The sequence below is a fragment of the Microbacterium sp. 01T413_2 genome (assembly GCF_056398985.1).
Genome location: NZ_JBFTQL010000003.1, coordinates 218095 through 235451, shown reverse-complemented (window position 1 = coordinate 235451; position 17357 = coordinate 218095). Strand labels below are relative to the sequence as shown.

Genomic DNA, 17357 nt, shown 5'->3' with positions numbered 1-17357 from the left:
GCCCCGTCTGGTTCGAGAAGCACCCCTCACAGGCCGAGGGCGAAGACTTCTGAGCGCCCGACGCTGAGACGGCGAAAGGGCCGCGATCCACACGGTGAATCGCGGCCCTTCGTCATGCCCGGTCAGGCGCCCTTGAGGCGCTCCGACAGATAAGTGTCGAGCTCGGCGAGCGGCACGCGCTCCTGCGCCATCGTGTCGCGGTCGCGGACGGTCACCGCGTCGTCGTCGAGCGAGTCGAAGTCGATCGTGACGCAGAACGGGGTGCCGATCTCGTCCTGGCGGCGGTAGCGGCGGCCGATCGCACCGGCGTCGTCGAAGTCGATGGCCCAGTGCCCGCGCAGCTTGTCGGCCACCTCGCGGGCCAGCGGCGAGAGGCGCTCGTTGCGGCTGAGCGGCAGCACCGCGACCTTGACCGGCGCGAGGCGCGGGTCGAGCTTCAGCACGGTGCGCACGTCGGATCCGCCCTTGGCGTTCGGCACCTCCTCCTCGACATAGGCGTCCACGAGGAACGCCATCATCGAGCGGGTGAGGCCGAACGACGGCTCGATCACGTAGGGGGTGTACTTCTCGCCCGAGGCCTGGTCGAAGTAGGTGAGCGAGGATCCGGAGGCCTCGCTGTGGTTGGTCAGGTCGAAGTCGGTGCGGTTGGCGACGCCCATGAGCTCGCCCCACTCCTTGCCCGCGAAGCCGAAGCGGTACTCGACGTCGATGGTGCCGGCGGAGTAGTGCGCGCGGTCGTCCTCCGGCACATCGAACTGACGCATGTTCTCGGGGTTGATCCCGAGGTCGATGAACCAGTCCCAGCACTCCTGCACCCAGTGCTCGAACCACTCCTGCGCCTCGGCGGGCGGCACGAAGTACTCGATCTCCATCTGCTCGAACTCGCGCGTGCGGAAGATGAAGTTGCCGGGCGTGATCTCGTTGCGGAACGCCTTGCCCACCTGGCCGATGCCGAACGGCGGCTTCTTGCGCGAGGCGGTGAGCACGTTCGAGAAGTTCACGAAGATGCCCTGCGCGGTCTCCGGGCGCAGGAAGTACACGCCGGACTCGTCGTCGACCACGCCGAGGTAGGTCTTCACGAGACCCGAGAACGCCTTGGGCTCGGTGTACTGGCCCTTGGTGCCGCAGTTGGGGCAGGGCACGTCGGCCAGGCCGTTCTCGGCGGGACGGCCCTTGCGGGCCTCGAAGTCCTCGATGAGGGTGTCGGCGCGGAAGCGCTTGTGACACTGGAGGCACTCGACGAGCGGATCCGTGAACGTCGCGACGTGGCCCGAGGCCTCCCACACCCGCTTGGGCAGGATGATCGAGGAGTCCAGGCCCACCATGTCGCCGCGGCCGCGCACGAACGTCTGCCACCACTGCCGGCGGATGTTCTCCTTGAGCTCGGTGCCGAGGGGGCCGTAGTCCCAGGCCGAGCGTGAGCCCCCGTAGATCTCACCCGCCTGGAACACGAACCCGCGGTGGCGGGCGAGGGCGATGACCTTGTCAAGACGGGACTGTTCGGCCACGGTGGCTCCAATGGTCGCGATGATGCGGGGAATGCGCACGAAGAGGCGCGACTCAATCCTATCCGGGACCTCTTCTCCTCGACGCGGGGTTCGTGCTCGGGGCGGTGGGCTGAGCCGGGCCTTTCCGCGGCGCGCGCCGGCGCGGCTTACGCTGGAATGATGAGCACCGCACAGGAGACCGAGAAGCACGGCGACCACGACACCCGGTTCTTCGGGCAGCCGTGGGCCCTCGCCCACCTGTTCGGGGTGGAGATGTGGGAGCGGTTCAGCTTCTACGGCATGCAGGGGATCCTGCTCATCTACCTGTACTACTCCGTCACCGACGGAGGGCTCGGCCTCGACAAGGGCATCGCCGGCGGCATCGTCGGCGCCTACGGCGGATCCGTCTATCTGGCCACGATCCTCGGCGCCTGGGTCGCGGACCGTATCCTCGGATCCGAGCGCACGCTGTTCTTCAGCGCGATCGTGATCATGGCGGGCCACATCGCCCTGGCACTGCTGCCGGGAGTCGTGGGCGTGGGCGTGGGTCTGGTGCTCGTGGCGATCGGATCCGGAGGCCTCAAGGCCAACGCCACCTCCGTGGTCGGCACCCTCTACGCGGCCGAGGACCCGCGGCGCGACGCCGGCTTCTCGCTCTTCTACCTGGGCATCAACCTCGGCGGATTCTTCGGACCGATCCTCACCGGTCTGCTGCAGTCGACGCTGGGCTTCCACTTCGGCTTCGGCCTCGCCGCGATCGGCATGGCCGCCGGCCTCGTGCAGTACTCGTTCGGACGCCGTGGGCTGCCGGCCGAGGCCAGCCGCATCGCGAACCCGCTGCCGCGCAACCGTTATCTGACGGCCGTGATCGTCGCGATCGCCGCGATCCTGCTCATCGTCGTGCTCGTGCTCGTCGGCGTGATCCGCGCGGACAACCTGTCGACCATGGTGATCATCGCGGCCACCGTCGCCGCGATCGCCTACTTCGCGGTGATCCTCACGAGCCGCCGCATCGACGCGACCGAGCGCTCCCGGGTGTGGGGGTTCCTGCCGCTGTTCATCACGAGCGTGGCGTTCTGGTCGCTGTACCAGCAGCAGTTCACCGTGCTGACGGTGTACTCGGACGAGCGCCTGAACCGCGACCTGTTCGGCTGGGAGATGCCGGTGTCGTGGGTGCAGTCGATCAACCCGGTGTTCATCATCGTGCTGTCCGGGGTGTTCGCCGCGATCTGGACGAAGCTCGGCGCCCGTCAGCCGTCCACGCCGGTGAAGTTCGCACTCGGCGCGATCGTCATGGGTGCCGCGTTCCTGCTGTTCCTGCCGTTCGCCGGGGGCGCTGCGAACTCGACCCCGCTGCTGGCGATCATCGGGATCCTGTTCGTCTTCACGGTCGCCGAGCTGCTGCTGTCGCCGATCGGCTTGTCCGCGGCCACGAAGCTGGCGCCGGCCGCGTTCCACACGCAGATGGTCGCGCTGTTCTTCCTGTCCGTGTCGCTGGGCACCGCGATCTCCGGCTGGCTCGTGCAGTTCTACGACCCGCACAATGAGGTGCCGTACTTCTCGATCCTCGGCGCGATCGCGATCATCGTCGGGATCGGGCTGCTGGTGTCGGTCAAGCCCGTTCTCGCGCTCATGAAGGGCGTGCGCTGACCGGGAAGCATGGGCTCTGAGCGGGCGCAGGGAGACGAAAGGCGGGGCCGGGCGATCAGCGCCCGGCCCCGCCTTCGTGCTTCGCGCCCGGCCCCGGCCTTCGTGCTCAGCGGGCGGAGACGCTCTCGCCGAGATACTCGCCCTCGGCGAGCTGCGCGACGAGCGGGCGCGCGGTCGGCGCCCATCCGAGCTCGGCCCGGGCCTTCGCGCCGGTGGCCTGCTCGTCGAGCAGGAGCGCATCGGCGAAGCCCTCGCCCAGACGCTCACGGGTCTCCGTGACGCTCTCGGCGCGGACGCCCTCCGTCACGCCGTAACCGGCGGCGATCGCCTCGCCGAGCTCGCGCACGGTCGGGTTCTGCCCGGACGCGCCGATGTACGTCTCGCCCCGGCCGCCCTTCTCGAGCGCGAGCACGTACAGCGCGGCCAGGTCGTCGACATCGACCGTGGTCCAGTGCTGGCTGCCGTCGCCGATCAGGAGCACTCCACCGTCGGTCTCGTCGGTGAGCAGCCGCACCAGTCCGCCACCGCGGCCGTACACCGTCGCGGGCGCGACGACGGTCCCGCGGACGCCGGCCGCGCCCAGGACGCGGGCCTCTCCCGCTCCACGCCAGGCCGTGAGGGCGGGCCGGTCGAGGGCCGTGTCCTCGGTGATGTCGTCCGAGGAGCCGTAGCTCCAGATGCCGCCGGTGTGCACGAACGGCTTGCCGGTGCCCTCGAGTGCGCCGAGCACGGCGTCGATGAACGCCGCGTCGCCTTCGGGCGTGGAGGCCGTGTGGATGACGCCGTCGACCGCGCGCACCGCTTCTGCGATGAGCGTCGCGTCGGTGACATCGCCGACCAGCCCTGTCGCCCCCGCATCTTCGACCACGCGTGCCTTCGCCGTATCGCGGACCAGGGCTGTGACCGCGTGCCCCTCCGCGAGCAGCCGGTCGAGGACGGAAGTGCCGATGTATCCGGTCGCGCCGGTGAGAAGAACCTTCATACGTTTCGCGAACGCGCCGCATGCAGGGTGGTATTCCCGTCCGCGGCGCGTCGGATCCGATCCCGTGCGGAAGGGCGTGCCGGTCAGCGCGTGATGGTGCGGCCGTCCGGGTCGCCCGGCCCGAGTGGGCGCAGGCGCGCCGGAAGGGGCCACGCCAGCGTGTAACGCTGCGTGGGCGGACGCTGCATGTCGCCGAAGTCGTCGACCTTGACCGTGATCCGGCCGTCGCCCTCCGGCACGACCTCCACGATCTGCACCCGCAGCGGCTCCGGTCCCTCGCCCTCCAGGATCCACGGATCCGCGAGCCAGCGGATCCCGTGCTCCTCGAGCGCCGCCTCGGCGTCGAGCCAGTCGATCTCGCCGGTGACCTCGCGCCCGAGCACGTCAACGGCGAGCCGCAGGGAACCGCGTTTCGTCTCGCCTTCGGCTCGCTCAACGACCGAGAGTCACCAGATCGTGACGCGCTCCTCGGGGGCGAGCCAGAGCTTGTCCGCCTCGGTCACGTCGAACGCCTCGTAGAAAGCGTCGATGTTGCGCAGGATCTGGTTGCATCGGAACTCGTTGGGCGAGTGCGGGTCGATCGTGAGCAGGCGGATCGTCTCGGCCTCACGGCTCTTCTGCTGCCACACCTGGGCCCACGACAGCAGCAGGCGCTGCACGCCGGTCAGGCCGTCGATGACGGGCGCCTCCTCGCCGCCGAGCGCGAGCTCGTACGCCTTGAGCGCGATGCCGAGGCCGCCGAGGTCGCCGATGTTCTCGCCGATCGTGAGGGCGCCGTTCACGTGGTGCTCGGCGCTCAGCCCCTCCGGCACGAGCGCGTCGTACTGCGCGATGAGCGACTTCGTGCGCTCCTCGAACGCGGCGCGGTCCTCGTCCGTCCACCAGTCCTGCAGTTTGCCGTCGCCGTCGTAGCGGCTGCCCTGGTCGTCGAAGCCGTGCCCGATCTCGTGGCCGATGACGGATCCGATCCCGCCGTAGTTGGCCGCCGCATCGCGGGAGGCGTCGAAGAACGGGTACTGCAGGATCGCGGCCGGGAACACGATCTCGTTCATCAGCGGGTTGTAGTACGCGTTCACCATCTGCGGCGGCATGAACCACTCGTCGCGGTCGATGGGCTTGCCCACCTTGCCGATCGTGCGATCGTGCTCGAACTGCGCGGCGCGACCGGCGTTGCCGATCAGGTCGCCGGCGTCGACCGTCACGGTCGAGTAGTCGCGCCACACCTTGGGGTGCCCGATCTTGGGCGTGAACGTGTCGAGCTTCGCGAGCGCCTTCTCCCGGGTCTCCGGGCTCATCCACTCGAGCGTGGTGATCGACTGGCGGTACGCCTCGAGCAGGTTGCCGATGAGCTCGTTCATGGCCGCCTCGGCCGCCGGCGGATAGTGCCGCTCGACGTAGACCTTGCCGACCGCGTCGCCGAGCGCGCCCTCCACGAGCGAGACGCCGCGCTTCCAGCGCTCGCGGATCGTGGGGACGCCGGTGAGCTCGGTGCCGTAGAACGAGAAGTTCTCCTGCACGATGTCGTCGGTGAGGTAGGCGGCGAGACCGTGCACGACCTTGGCCCGCAGCCAGGCCTTCCAGTCGTCCAGGCGCTCTGCGGTGAGCAGGGATCCGAGGCCCTCGAAGAAGCTCGGCTGGTAGACGACGGCCTCGGCGAACGCGTCGGCTCCGGCCGGGCCCGCGACGGCGTCGCGCCACGAGGCGAGGTCCACGCCGACGAGAGTCTGGAACTCGTCCCAGCTCTTCAGGTTGTACGTCTTGACCGCGTCGCGGCTCTCCACGTTGTCCCAGTGGTGCCCGGCGATGTCGTGCTCGAGCGCGAAGGCGCGGTCGGCCTGCCCTGCGGCGCCGGCGACACCTGCGAGATCCAGGATCCGCTCCAGGTGCGCACGGTAGGCGGCGCGGGTGCCCTCGAAGCTGTCGAGGCGGTAGTAGCTCTCGTCGGGCAGTGAGATGCCGGCCTGCACGACGAACGGCACGTAGCGCTCGGGGTTGCCCGGATCCGGCTCCACGAACACGCCGATCAGAGCGGCGATGCCCTGGCGGTCGAAGGATCCGACCGTCGCGAGGAACTCGTCGATCGTGGTGATCGCGTCGACGGCCGCGAGCGGTTCGGCCAGCGGAGCGGTGCCGAGGGCGGCGATGCGCTCGGTGTCCATGAAGCTCGCGTACAGGTCGCCGATCTTGCGCGCCTCGGTGCCGGGCTCGGCGCCCTGGGACTCCTCGATGATCGCGCGCACATCCTTCTCGGACTGATCGGCGAGGAGGTGGAAGGATCCCCAGCGCGCCTTGTCGGCGGGGATCTCCGTGGTGGAGAGGAACGTGTGGTTCACGTGCCGGTAGAGGTCGTCCTGAGGGCGGATCGCGGGGTCGAAGTCGCCGATGGCGAGCCCGGAGGGAAGAACGTCGGTCATGAGGCCCAGCCTATGCGGACGCCCCGACAAGAGGAGAGCGGATCCGTGCCCCGGCTGTTCGCTGGTCGCGGACTGCGGGGAGTGCTGCCGGATCCGGTGTCCCCGTCAGGACTCCAGGAGCGCCTTCGCCTTGTCGAACGCGGCCATCTCGCCGTCCATGCTCTTCTGCACCGGCCCGCTCATGAGCAGCTTCTTGAGGCCGCTCAGCTCGACCGACAGCTCGAACGTGACGAGGGTGCCGCTCGGCACCTCGGCGAAGGTGTAGCTGCCGAGGGGGCGCACCGGGCCGGCGATCGTGGCGAACGCGTAACGGCTGGGCGCGGAGTACTCCGTGATCCGGAGATCGGCGTCGATCGATCGTCCGCCCGGGCCCGCGATCACCTGATGCACGGTCGCGCCCACGCCGGGCGCGCCCTCGGCCCGCATCTCCTTGACAGCTGGGCGCCAGGTCGGGTCGTTGCTCGGATCGGCGAAGAACCCGAACACGGTCTCGATGGGAGCGGCGATCTCGATCGTCCGCGATGCGGAAGGCATGTGCCCAGTATCGTGCTCCGTCGGCCGGCGGTACAGGACCGGAGCGAGAGATTCCGGACGCGCGATCGCACGCGGAGGCCGCGTCGGGCTGCCGACCGGAATATCGCCCTCCCGCTCGAGCCCGTGCGGCCCTAGGATGAGCACAAGAGCGGCGTTTGGGGCGCTGCGGGATGGGGATCCCATGCGTGGTCTGGGGCAGATGCTCGTGCTGACCGGCGCTGCGCGCGCCGAAGACGTGAACTCCGCGATGTCGGCGGTGGGCGATGGAGACGCCCTGCCCGACTATCTGCTGCGGCACGGCCTCGTGAACGAGGTGCAGCTGGCCGAGGCCGTCTCGGTGGCGACGAGCACGCCGTACGTCGATCTCGGCTCCTATCCGCTGGATCCCGAGGTCATCTCGCTCGTGCCCGGGGTGATGTGCCGGCGCTACCGGCTGCTGCCGCTGCGGCACTACCGCGACCAGCTGACGGTGGCGATGCTGGATCCGACCGACATCATCGCGCTCGACGATGTGGCCAGCATCACGGATCTGCGGGTGAGCCCGGTCGTGGTCACCGGCGAGGCGCTGAACCAGGCGTTCGAGCGGTTCCTGCGCTCGGATGAGGAGCTCACCGACCTGTCCGAGCAGATCGGCGAGGCGTCCGGATCCTCCTCGCACATCGTCTTCACGGAGCAGCTCGACGATCAGGACGCGGACGCGCCCGTGGTGCGGTTCGTGAACCTGCTCATCACGCAGGCCATCAACGACCGCGCGAGCGACATCCACATCGAGCCGGGCGAGCATCGGCTCACGGTGCGGTTCCGCATCGACGGTGTGCTGCACGAGATGCAGCGCGCCGACCGCAGCATCCAGGACGGCGTCATCTCGCGCCTGAAGATCATGTCGTCGATCGACATCGCCGAGAAGCGGGTGCCGCAGGACGGGCGCATCTCGGTGCTGCACGAGGGCCGCAGCGTCGACCTGCGCGTGGCGACACTGCCGACGGTGTGGGGCGAGAAGATCGTGATGCGCATCCTCGACAACAGCGGCCAGGTGATGCTGATGTCGGATCTGCTGTTCTCCGACACCAACGCCGAGCGCTTCACGCAGGCCATCTCGCGTCCGCACGGCATGGTGCTGGTGACGGGCCCGACCGGATCCGGCAAGTCCACGACGCTGTACACAGCGCTGCGGGCGGTGGCGAACCCGCGCGTGAACGTGATCACGGTCGAGGATCCCGTCGAGTACCGGATCCCCGACATCAACCAGATCCAGGTGAACCCGCGGGCCGGCCTCACGTTCGCGACCGCGCTGCGGTCGATCCTGCGCGCCGACCCGGATGTGGTGCTGGTCGGCGAGATCCGCGACCGCGAGACGGCGGCGATCTCGATCGAGGCGGCGCTGACCGGTCACCTCGTGCTGTCGACCCTGCACACCAACGACGCCCCGAGCGCGCTCACCCGGCTGGTGGAGATCGGCACCGAGCCGTTCCTCGTGGCGACGGCGCTGAGCGCGGTGATCGCGCAGCGGTTAGCGCGGCGGTTGTGCACGAAGTGCCGCCTGCCGATCGACGACGACCGGGCGATGCTCGAGGCCGTCGGCATGCCGCTCGACCTCGTCGACGACGCCACCGTGTTCCGCGCGGTGGGTTGCACGGCGTGCTCCAGCACCGGCTACCGCGGCCGGGTCGCGCTGCACGAGGCGATGGAGGTCACCGACCGCATCGAGCAGGCGCTGGTGGGCCGCGCGACCGGCGGCGAGCTGCGCGAGATCGCCCTGGAGCAGGGCATGATCCCGCTGCGCGACGATGGCTGGGCCAAGGTCGCCCAGGGCATCACCACGATCGAAGAGGTGCTGCGCGTCTCGGTGTGACGCCCGGAGGCGCGCACCGAGCCCGTTCAGTGCTGCTTGGCCAGGTCGCCGTACAGCGTGAAGATCGGCAGGTAGAGCGAGATCACCATGCCGCCGATGACGACGCCCAAGCCGACGATCAGCACGGGCTCGATGAGCGAGGACAGCTGCTCAGTCGCGGTCTCGACCTCATCCTCGTAGAAGTCGGCGATGCTGGCGAGCATCTCGGCGAGCGTGCCCGATTCCTCGCCGACCGCGACCATCTGCGACACCATGGGCGGGAACACCTCGGCCGCGGCCAGCGGCGCGGCGAACGAGCGCCCGCCGCGGATCGACTCCTGGATGTCTCGCACCGTCTGCTCGATCTTCCAGTTGTTCGACGCCTGGCCCACGATCGACAGCGCCTGGATGATCGGCACGCCGGCGTCCAGCATCATCGACAGGTTGCGGGTGAACCGCGCGACGGCCATCTTCGTCAGCAGCTTGCCGAAGATCGGCAGCTTCAGCAGGAACGGATCCACGACCTTGCGGTACGCGTCCGTGTAGCGGTTGCGGGCCCACCAGATCCACACGATGATCGCGAGCACAGCGACTGCGGGCGCGATCCACTTCATGTTCTCCGAGACCGTGACCAGGATCTGCGTCGGCAGTGGCAGGGTCGTGCCGAGCCCCGCGAACATGTTCTTGAACACCGGGACGACGAAGGTCAGCATCGCAGCGACGCCGAGGACCGCGACGATCAGCACCACCAGCGGATAGGTCGTCGCGGAGCGGATCTTCGCGTGCAGGTCGGCCTGCTTCTGGTAGGTCTCGGCGATCGAGTCGAGCGCCTTGCCGAGGAAGCCACCCGCCTCGCCGACGCGGATGATCGACACCATGAGCGGCGGGAACACCTGCGGGTGCCGGGCCATCGACGCCGAGAGCGAGGATCCGGACTCCACGTCGGTCTGCACGACGATGAGCACCTGCTGCAGCTTCTTGTCGTCGGCCTGCTCGGCGAGCACGGTGAGGGTGCGCAGCAACGGCAGGCCCGCATTGATCAGGGCCGCCATCTGCCGGGAGAAGATCGCGAGCGTCTTCGCCGGAACACCTTTGCGCAGCGACGGCAGCGAGATCTCCCGATGCAGACCCGTCTTCGTGACGGGCTCGACGCGCAACGGCGTGAGGCCCTGGGCCTTGAGCTTGGCGGCGACGGCGCTGTCGCTGGCCGCGTCCATCGACCCCTTGACGGTCTGCGCCGTCGCCGGATCCAGCGCCTGGTATTCGTACTCCTGCACTCCGGCCATCAGGATCCCCATTCCTCGAGCTGCGCTCCGGCGGCGAATGTCGACCACGACTCCGCGTCGAGGTCGGCGGGCTTCACGTGCACGCCGTCGATCGACTTCGGATCGACAGCGAACGTGCGCGCCACATGCGCCGCGATGAGCCCTTCGCTGACGAGACGGCGCAGGTCCTGGTCGAGCGTGTGCATGCCGACGGATTGGCCCGCCTGCATCGTCGAGTAGAGCTGCGACACCTGCCCCTCCCGGATCAGGTTGGCGACAGCCGGGGTGTTGATGAGCACCTCGGTCGCGATCGTGCGGCCCGCGGTCTGCGCGCGCGGCAGCAGCGTCTGGCTGATGATGCCTTGCAGCGTGTCGCCGAGCTGGGTGCGGATCTGATGCTGCTGATCGGCGGGGAACACGTCGACGATGCGGTTCACCGACTTCGCCGCGCCCTGGGTGTGCAGGGTGGAGAGCACGAGGTGGCCGGTCTCCGCGGCGGACAGGGCGGTGGAGATCGACTCGGGATCGCGCAGCTCGCCGACGAGGATCACATCGGGATCCTGCCGCAGCACCCGGCGCAGCGCCTCGGCGAAAGACTCCGTGTCGGATCCGACTTCGCGCTGGTGGATGAGCGCGCGGTTGCTGGTGTGATGGAACTCGATCGGATCCTCGATGGTCACGACGTGCACGGGCCGGGTGTTGTTGATGATGTCGACCATCGCGGTCAGCGTCGTCGACTTGCCGGATCCGGTCGGGCCGGTGAGCAGCACCAGCCCGCGCGGGCGCAGCGCGAGGTCGTGCGCGATGGCGGGAGCACCGAGCTCCTCTAACGTGAACACCCTGTCGGGGATGTACCGCAGCGCCATCGCGATCTCGCCCAGCTGGCGGAACACGTTCACACGGAAACGCCCGATGCTCTCCGCCGCGTGCGCGAGGTCGACCTCGTGGTTCGACGCGAACTCCTCACGCTGCGCGTCGTTCATCAACCCGTATGCAGCTCCCTCGACCCAGTCGGCGCCGAGCGGTTCCGCATGCCGCGGCACCGGGATGAGGTCGCCGTCGACACGCATGAGCGGGGCGGCACCGGCCGTGATGTGCACGTCGCTCGCCCCGGCACGGGCGCCGATCGCGAGGATGCGCGTGAGCTCGGTGGCGCTCATTTCGAGGCCCCCGCCGTCGGAGTCGCGGTGAGGAACACCAGCAGATCGACGCGGATCTCCAGTCCGCCGTTGCCGGGGGTGAGCGTGGCCTTGTCCACCGCGAGCAGTCGGGCGGATCCGCGCAGCCCGTCGAGGAATGCCTGCGCCGCGACCGCATCCGGGACGCTCGCGATCACGGCGACCGGGATCTGTTCCCGGGCCGCCGTGGCGACACCGCCGCCGGTGGGCGCGCCCGTTCCGCTCTGTGCGGCGGTGCCTGCCCCTGCTTGAGAAGTCTGGGCCGCGTTGGCGTCAGCCTGTGCAGCGACGTTCTTCGCATCGCCGACCGGACCCGTCCCCGTCGTCGGCTGGGGCGTGGGCTGCGGCTGCGGCGCGGCCTGCGCCTTCTGCTGCGCGGCGGCACCTGGACCCGCAGGAACCGGTGCAGGGCGCGAGGCGAAGACGGCGAGGTCGCCGCGGGTGGCGCTGGTGAGGATCGCACCCGAGGCCTGCGCCGACGTGGCGATGATGTCGAACACCTGATCGAGTTCGGGTGAGGCCGGGATCTGGCTGCGCAGCGCCTCGACCGAGGCATCGATCTCGCTCTTGCGCTGTTTCTGCTTCTGCAATTCCGCGATCTGCGCCTGGTACGCAGCGTTCGTGGAGGCGACCTGGCTCGTGCTGCCCAGCGCCGTGAACGATTGGCCGACCAAGGGGAGCACGCCGAAGACGACGGCGAGCACCACGATCGCGATCGAGACGAGGGCACCGATGAGGGTGATCAGCTGCTTGCTCACTTCGTGGCCTCCTTGCCGAACTGGCCGGAGTACACGGTCTGGTTGAAGGTGATGTCGACCGTGTACGTGTAGCGGCCTGGCGACTGCTGGCTGGCGGTGTTGGCGCTGCCGTCCGCGGCGAGAACCCCGTCCACGCCGCGCAGCGTGCGAGCCAGGACGCCGAGGTCGATCGCGTTCGGGCTGTCGATGGTCAGTGTGCCCGTAAGACCCACGGCCTTCTTCGCCGCATCTTTGTCCTTTGTCGCAGCGTCAGGTGCCGCGCCGGGAGTGAGCTCGAACCCGGTCACGGTGGTCCCCGGGGGGAGGGCGCCGCGAACCCGGTCGAGAACTTCGCTCCAGGCGAGATCGGATCCCATCGCCTGGCTTCGGAACGCGTTCAGCTCGCTCTCGGTCGCCAGGGCGCTGCTGACTTCGTTCAGTTGCCCGATTTGACCGATCAGCTGCGTCGAACGCGCCTGCTCGGCGGCGAGCTGCTGCTGTGTGAACTGGTTCCAGACGAACGCGCCGCCGATGAGCACGACGGCGAGCAGCACAGCCAGCAGCCCCACCCGCACCCAGGCGGCGGAGAGCTTCTCGCGTTCCCGGCGATCGATCTCGGAGCGGGGCAGCAGATCGACCCGGGGCGCACCGCCCGGGGCCGCGGCGACGATGCGAGCCATCAGCGGTCCTTTCCAAGGGCGAGGCCGGCGGTGCTCACGAGGTCGAGCGCGAGCTCACCGGTGGGTTCGGCACCGCGCGCCGGCATGAGGTTCTGCAGGGTGAACGTGCGCACCGGCATCTCGACGGCCTCTGCGAGGCCGGACGCGACGCCGTCGACGGCGGATCCGGCGCCACTGAGCAGCACCTGCTCGATCGGCGGCGAACCCGGCTTGTTCAGATAGAACGCGAGGGTGCTCCGCATCCGTCCGATCACGTCGACCACAGGGCGCAGCGCGACGTCCACGCGGAGGGAGCCGCGCGCCACGATCCCCGCCGTTCCGGTGAGATCATCGGTGAACGCCCGGGTCGGGTCCACCGCTCCGTCGGTGATGAATGTGCCGTCTCCGATGCCATCAGGGGCGATCATCTGCGACGCTCGGCGCCGCACGGCGCCGGTCTCGAGGTCGACGGGCGTGATCCGCACGAAGTCGGGGATCCCGTCGCGCAGGATCACGATCTGCGTGGTGTGGTCGCCGATGTGGATCGCGGCGGTCGTACCCGTCGGGGCGACAAGCGCGGCGGCCCGAGCAAGCCCGAACGCAGCGAGATCCACGCCGTCGATGCGGATCTTGGCACGCGCGAAGGCGCCGATCATCGCTTCGACGGTGTCGGAGACGGCAGCCACGAGCAGGCCGTGCAGCTGATCGCCCTGTTGCGAGGTCGGGTAGTAGTCGAGAACCGCCTGGGCGACCGGGACCGGAAGCAGATCCTGCACCTGGAACGGCAGTGCCTGCCGCAACAGCTCGGGAGCCATCACCGTGGTGGTGTGCTCGCGCACCAGCACGCGCCTGCTCGCGATGCCGAGCGTTGCGGATTTCGACTTGATGCCGGCCGTCCGCCATAGCTGCTGGATCGCGAATGCGACGGCCCCCTGGTCGAGCACCTCGGAATCGTGCGCGGCGTCGGGCGGCAGCGCGACCTCGCCGAAGGCGGTCAACTGCGGTTGGCGTTCGTTGCTCACCTCGACGGCGCGCACGCTCTCTTCGGTGATCTCGACACCGACGTGACTTTTCGCCATGTTTCTCTCCCCAAGTCCCCAGTGCTTCTACTGCCCCCACGGCAGATTCAGCTCAGTCCCAGCATTCCGACATACCAGCGCCCGACAGGCTCACCCACTGCGATCCCAGCCCAGGCACCCGCGATCATCCACGGCCCGAACGGGATCGCCGTCTTGCGTTTCGCTCGGCGGAGCAGGATCAGCCCGATCCCGAACACTCCGCCGAACACGAAAGCTGCGAAGGCTCCAACGACGAGCGTCGCCCAGCCGCACCATCCGAGGTACAGGCCGACGAGCGCCGCGAGCTTGACGTCTCCGCCGCCCATCCCGCGTGGGCTGATCACCCGCACGATGAAGTAGAAGGCGTAGAGAATCGCCCCACCGGCCAGCGCCCGCAGGAACTTCCCCCAGCCAGCCGCTGAGCCTGTGATCCCGGTCGCTGAGCCTGTCGAAGCGCCCACCGCGGCAGCGATGCCGAGCAACACGATCCCCACGACAATGCTCGGCAGCACGATCACGTTCGGCAGCCGCTTCGTGTCGAGGTCGATAAGGGTCAGCACGACCGAGACCGCCGCGAAGTAGAGGAACGCGACGAGCACGATCCAGAACACCGGATCCGCGACCGCTGCCCAAACCGGATCGTCGAGCGATACTCCGCCCTGGGCGTTGAGCGAGCGAAGCGAGACGAAACGGCCCCCGACCGCCCCCCATGTCACCACAACGAACACGACACCTGTGAGCGCCTCGACAATGGCATACCGCCCGCTGATCGGAGCCGCACAGCTCGCGCATCTGCCCCGCAGCAGCACCCACGAAAGCACGGGCACGTTCTGCCACCAGCGGATCCCCGCGTCGCATTCGGGGCACCGGCTCTCGCGCATCAGCGAGATCCCTGCCGGCACGCGGTATGCGACCACGTTGAGGAAGGATCCGATGACGAGCCCGAACAGACCCGCGAAGACGAGGAGGAAGGCGGTCATGGCGCGACCTCCTGCTCGGAGGTCAGGGTCGGCGGGAGGATGGTCGTGGTCGTGGATCCCGGTGAGCCCGCCGCCGTCGCCACCTTGCAACCGAGGTCGATGACAGGGCTCCAGGTCATCGGCGTGCAGGTGAAGTCGGGGTGCACCCAGTGCGGGGTGCCGTCGTTGTTGGCGTAGTACTGCCCCTGGAAGATCAGCCCGTTCTGCGAGCTGTTGTTGAGCCCGCAGGGTGTGTAGAACATCAACCGCGCCTGCACCGTGCTCGGCAGGGTCAGCGCATCGCTCGCCGATCCGGATCCGCAGCTGGGCGCGGTGTCGGTGAGGTTCGCATCGGCATGGATGAAGAACAGCTGCGGCGCCGTCGCCAGCGACGGGGCGCTCGAGGTGAGCGGCCCGGAGACGTTGACGTTCATCGGCGACCCGGACGCGATCAGCATGACGGCGTCGTTGACGAGCCCCGTCGCGCCGATATTCACGGTGACCGTGCCGGTGCACGAGCTGAAGTCGATGCCGACGCGCGTGTTGGGCGGGGTCGGCGCGGCCGCGAGCAGGCCGCTCACGTTGGATCCGTTGCACGGTCCGGTGGTCCATTGAATGTTCGATCCCCACGCGGCACGTGCCGAGCCGAGGTTGCGCCAGGTGGTCATCGCCGTCACCGCGACGAGCGTCGGGTTGGTGCGATTGGTGCCGGGCTTCGCCGCGGGCGTTCCGCAGAGCGAGGCGTTGGCCGCGGGCGTCGGGCTCGTCGAGCAGTTCGCGACCGTCTGCGCGGGCTTGCCCACGACGCCGGCGCCGCTGAACCCCTTGCCGATCGAGTAGCCGCCCAGGATGACGGGCTTGTTGCCCAGGGTGAACGTGCCGTCGGCGTACACGAACCCCGAGGTCGGGACGGCCGAGTCCCCGAGCGAGAAGCCGTTCGCCACGAGGTTGACGTTGCCCGCGGTGATCAGGTTGCCCTTCACGGTCGCCGCGTTTCCGCCGCTGGCCGTGATGTCGCCGAGCGCGTAGACGTTGCCGTTGACGGTGCAGTTCGCGCTGAGATCGACGGCGCCGTTGGGCACCCAGAGGTCGCCCGTGATCACGGACGACGAGTTGCAGGTGTAGTTGCCGCTGCGGATCACCAGATCGCCGGTGTAGTTGGCGTGGGTGGCGAGGAACGACCCGTCGAAGTACGACATCGTCCCGCCGGGCGCGTTGGAGAGCGAGACCGGGCGCTGGTACAGCGCGACGATCTTGGTGGTCGAGCCGTCGGGCCCCTTGCCGCTGGCCGTGATCTGGATCGTCGAGGTCGCGGTCGCACTCAGGCACGCGTCGGTCAGATGATCCTTGTCGGGCCCGAACAGCGCGCTGACCGCGTAGTAGAGAGGTGCGGACCTGGCATCCGCGATGGACTTCGCGCACGGGTTGGCGAGCACCGTCGCGAGCATCTGGTCGCGTCCCGACTCGGCGGCGACGAACGCCTGGGTCGTGCTCTTGTTCTTGGCGTTGGACTGGATCGTGAACATCACGGTCGCGGCCACCAGCACGGCGGCGACCACGCCGACGATCATCACGATGAGCACCGCGACCAGCGCCGCACCGCGGTCGTCGCGGTCGGCCGTCTCGAGTCGATCCCGGATCACCAGCATGGGCTGAGGCTTCCTGCTGCGGAGTTGCGCATGTAGGCCGTGCCCTGGAAGTGCACGGGCGCCGCGACCGCCTGGGCCCCCGACCTGCTGAGCGCATCGAAGTTGTACGCGACGCTGTTGCCGCTCTGGGAGATGAACGCCCCGGATCCGGCGGCCACTTCGGCCTGCCAGACGGGCCAGCCCGACGCAGGGGCAGGCGAGGAGGAGACGGTCATGTGCAGACCGTCCGCGGCGAGCTGGAACGCCTGGCACTGGAGCCCGCCGCCGAGCGCGGTGTTGACCCGGATCGTGGATCCGTCGGCCGAGACGTCGAAGGCCACTGCGTTGCGCATCGCTCGCTCCACCTCTGATGCGACGAGCTGCCCCCGGGTCGTCGCCTGGCTCTGCGCCGCGACGGCGACCTGGGAGCGCCACATGTTGCTGAACAGCGTCCCCAGCACCAGGCTGACGACGCCGAGGATGGCGACCACCACCACCAGCTCGATCAGGGAGACTCCCCTGTCGTCCTGCGATCGGGGCGTCATGGCGACGTCACCGGATCCGGAGGGACGATCACGAGCGCATCCGCCGCCGCGAGGGCGTTCCCGCTCTGCGTGGCGGTGAGGTGGATCGACACCGTCGACCCTTTGCTGCACGATCCGATCGCCGCCTGGGTCGTGTAGCTGTTGCCGTGTCCGTCCAGGAAGGTGCGCGGCGTGGCCGCCGTGCCGAGGATCGACCCCATCGTCGCGCAGTCCGGGCTCTGCCGCACCTGGTCGATGAGGCCGTTGAGCTGCCGGGTGGCCGTGGCCACCGACGACTGCTGCGCCGAGAAGCGCAGTCCGTTGACCAGGGCCGGGAGGATCGAGACGGCCACCAGCGCGAGCAGGAACATCGCAATGACCACCTCGACGAGGCCGAGTCCGTCCTCGCTGCCCTGATTACGCTGGTTCGCCATCGTTCTCCGCCCCCAGA

Annotated in this window: 16 protein-coding genes; 2 read left to right on the top strand and 14 right to left on the bottom strand. The window is 68.9% G+C overall.

Going from position 1 to position 17357, the window contains the following annotated elements; all coding sequences use genetic code 11:
• Nucleotides 1–122 precede the first annotated feature (122 nt).
• Nucleotides 123–1508: a glycine--tRNA ligase gene (locus AC1DMN_RS03735; protein ID WP_477230235.1), complete on the bottom strand. Its 1386-nt coding sequence runs from the start codon at nucleotides 1506–1508 to the stop codon at nucleotides 123–125.
• 159 nt (nucleotides 1509–1667) lie between these two features.
• Between AC1DMN_RS03735 and AC1DMN_RS03730 the strand changes: the two genes are divergently transcribed.
• Nucleotides 1668–3137, top strand: coding sequence for a peptide MFS transporter (locus tag AC1DMN_RS03730; protein ID WP_441977996.1), 1470 nt, complete (start codon nucleotides 1668–1670; stop codon nucleotides 3135–3137).
• Nucleotides 3138–3243: 106 nt separating this feature from the next.
• On the opposite strand, the gene AC1DMN_RS03725 is transcribed toward AC1DMN_RS03730, so the two are convergent.
• The 4 genes from AC1DMN_RS03725 to AC1DMN_RS03710 all read right to left on the bottom strand — a co-directional run bounded on the left by AC1DMN_RS03725 (nucleotide 3244) and on the right by AC1DMN_RS03710 (nucleotide 7067).
• Nucleotides 3244–4119, bottom strand: a complete 876-nt coding sequence (locus AC1DMN_RS03725) for an NAD-dependent epimerase/dehydratase family protein (protein ID WP_477230234.1) — start codon at nucleotides 4117–4119, stop codon at nucleotides 3244–3246.
• An 83-nt stretch (nucleotides 4120–4202) separates the two neighbouring features.
• On the bottom strand, nucleotides 4203–4502 hold the full coding sequence (locus AC1DMN_RS03720) for a hypothetical protein (protein ID WP_477383888.1): 300 nt from the start codon (nucleotides 4500–4502) through the stop codon (nucleotides 4203–4205).
• 63 nt (nucleotides 4503–4565) lie between these two features.
• On the bottom strand, nucleotides 4566–6533 hold the full coding sequence (locus tag AC1DMN_RS03715; RefSeq protein WP_477230232.1) for a M13 family metallopeptidase: 1968 nt from the start codon (nucleotides 6531–6533) through the stop codon (nucleotides 4566–4568).
• Between the two features lie 105 nt (nucleotides 6534–6638).
• Nucleotides 6639–7067 carry an SRPBCC family protein gene (locus tag AC1DMN_RS03710; protein WP_440734339.1) on the bottom strand — a complete coding sequence of 143 codons (429 nt, stop codon included), beginning with the start codon at nucleotides 7065–7067 and terminating at the stop codon, nucleotides 6639–6641.
• Between the two features lie 181 nt (nucleotides 7068–7248).
• On the opposite strand from AC1DMN_RS03710, the gene AC1DMN_RS03705 reads away from it, so the two are divergent.
• Nucleotides 7249–8919, top strand: coding sequence for a GspE/PulE family protein (locus tag AC1DMN_RS03705; protein WP_477230231.1), 1671 nt, complete (start codon nucleotides 7249–7251; stop codon nucleotides 8917–8919).
• Between the two features lie 26 nt (nucleotides 8920–8945).
• Here the strand turns inward: AC1DMN_RS03705 and AC1DMN_RS03700 are convergent, their stop codons facing one another.
• From AC1DMN_RS03700 to AC1DMN_RS03660, 9 genes are read right to left on the bottom strand one after another with little or no spacing between them, the layout of a single operon-like run.
• Nucleotides 8946–10184, bottom strand: a complete 1239-nt coding sequence (locus AC1DMN_RS03700; protein ID WP_477230230.1) for a type II secretion system F family protein — start codon at nucleotides 10182–10184, stop codon at nucleotides 8946–8948.
• Nucleotides 10184–11323: a type IV pilus twitching motility protein PilT gene (locus AC1DMN_RS03695; protein WP_477230229.1), complete on the bottom strand. Its 1140-nt coding sequence runs from the start codon at nucleotides 11321–11323 to the stop codon at nucleotides 10184–10186. The genes AC1DMN_RS03700 and AC1DMN_RS03695 overlap by 1 nt, the downstream gene beginning before the upstream one ends.
• A complete protein-coding gene (locus AC1DMN_RS03690) occupies nucleotides 11320–12099 on the bottom strand; it encodes a hypothetical protein (RefSeq protein WP_477230228.1) in 780 nt (259 codons plus the stop codon). The genes AC1DMN_RS03695 and AC1DMN_RS03690 overlap by 4 nt, the downstream gene beginning before the upstream one ends.
• A complete protein-coding gene (locus tag AC1DMN_RS03685; RefSeq protein WP_477230227.1) occupies nucleotides 12096–12758 on the bottom strand; it encodes a hypothetical protein in 663 nt (220 codons plus the stop codon). The genes AC1DMN_RS03690 and AC1DMN_RS03685 overlap by 4 nt, the downstream gene beginning before the upstream one ends.
• The gene (gene pilM, locus AC1DMN_RS03680; protein ID WP_477230226.1) at nucleotides 12758–13816 is read right to left on the bottom strand and encodes a pilus assembly protein PilM; all 1059 of its coding nucleotides are present in this window, start codon (nucleotides 13814–13816) and stop codon (nucleotides 12758–12760) included. The genes AC1DMN_RS03685 and pilM overlap by 1 nt, the downstream gene beginning before the upstream one ends.
• A gap of 47 nt (nucleotides 13817–13863) precedes the next feature.
• The gene (locus AC1DMN_RS03675) at nucleotides 13864–14775 is read right to left on the bottom strand and encodes a prepilin peptidase (protein WP_477230225.1); all 912 of its coding nucleotides are present in this window, start codon (nucleotides 14773–14775) and stop codon (nucleotides 13864–13866) included.
• Complete coding sequence (locus AC1DMN_RS03670; protein WP_477230224.1) at nucleotides 14772–16403, bottom strand: hypothetical protein; 1632 nt, start codon at nucleotides 16401–16403, stop codon at nucleotides 14772–14774. The genes AC1DMN_RS03675 and AC1DMN_RS03670 overlap by 4 nt, the downstream gene beginning before the upstream one ends.
• Entirely contained in the window at nucleotides 16394–16927 is a 534-nt protein-coding gene (locus AC1DMN_RS03665; protein ID WP_477230223.1) for a prepilin-type N-terminal cleavage/methylation domain-containing protein, read from the bottom strand. The genes AC1DMN_RS03670 and AC1DMN_RS03665 overlap by 10 nt, the downstream gene beginning before the upstream one ends.
• The gene (locus AC1DMN_RS03660; protein WP_477230222.1) at nucleotides 16924–17340 is read right to left on the bottom strand and encodes a type IV pilus modification PilV family protein; all 417 of its coding nucleotides are present in this window, start codon (nucleotides 17338–17340) and stop codon (nucleotides 16924–16926) included. Before AC1DMN_RS03660 ends, AC1DMN_RS03665 begins: the two co-directional genes overlap by 4 nt.
• Between the last annotated feature and the right edge of the window lie 17 nt (nucleotides 17341–17357).

Bases quoted from the DNA above. Each gene is read 5' to 3' on its own strand.
- AC1DMN_RS03730 (WP_441977996.1), top strand. From the start codon at position 1,668: ATGAGCACCGCACAGGAGACCGAGAAGCACGGCGACCACGACACCCGG.
- AC1DMN_RS03725 (WP_477230234.1), bottom strand. From the start codon at position 4,119: ATGAAGGTTCTTCTCACCGGCGCGACCGGATACATCGGCACTTCCGTC.
- AC1DMN_RS03715 (WP_477230232.1), bottom strand. From the start codon at position 6,533: ATGACCGACGTTCTTCCCTCCGGGCTCGCCATCGGCGACTTCGACCCC.
- AC1DMN_RS03710 (WP_440734339.1), bottom strand. From the start codon at position 7,067: ATGCCTTCCGCATCGCGGACGATCGAGATCGCCGCTCCCATCGAGACC.
- AC1DMN_RS03705 (WP_477230231.1), top strand. From the start codon at position 7,249: ATGCGTGGTCTGGGGCAGATGCTCGTGCTGACCGGCGCTGCGCGCGCC.
- AC1DMN_RS03700 (WP_477230230.1), bottom strand. From the start codon at position 10,184: ATGGCCGGAGTGCAGGAGTACGAATACCAGGCGCTGGATCCGGCGACG.
- AC1DMN_RS03695 (WP_477230229.1), bottom strand. From the start codon at position 11,323: ATGAGCGCCACCGAGCTCACGCGCATCCTCGCGATCGGCGCCCGTGCC.
- AC1DMN_RS03685 (WP_477230227.1), bottom strand. From the start codon at position 12,758: ATGGCTCGCATCGTCGCCGCGGCCCCGGGCGGTGCGCCCCGGGTCGAT.
- pilM (WP_477230226.1), bottom strand. From the start codon at position 13,816: ATGGCGAAAAGTCACGTCGGTGTCGAGATCACCGAAGAGAGCGTGCGC.
- AC1DMN_RS03675 (WP_477230225.1), bottom strand. From the start codon at position 14,775: ATGACCGCCTTCCTCCTCGTCTTCGCGGGTCTGTTCGGGCTCGTCATC.
- AC1DMN_RS03670 (WP_477230224.1), bottom strand. From the start codon at position 16,403: ATGCTGGTGATCCGGGATCGACTCGAGACGGCCGACCGCGACGACCGC.
- AC1DMN_RS03665 (WP_477230223.1), bottom strand. From the start codon at position 16,927: ATGACGCCCCGATCGCAGGACGACAGGGGAGTCTCCCTGATCGAGCTG.
- AC1DMN_RS03660 (WP_477230222.1), bottom strand. From the start codon at position 17,340: ATGGCGAACCAGCGTAATCAGGGCAGCGAGGACGGACTCGGCCTCGTC.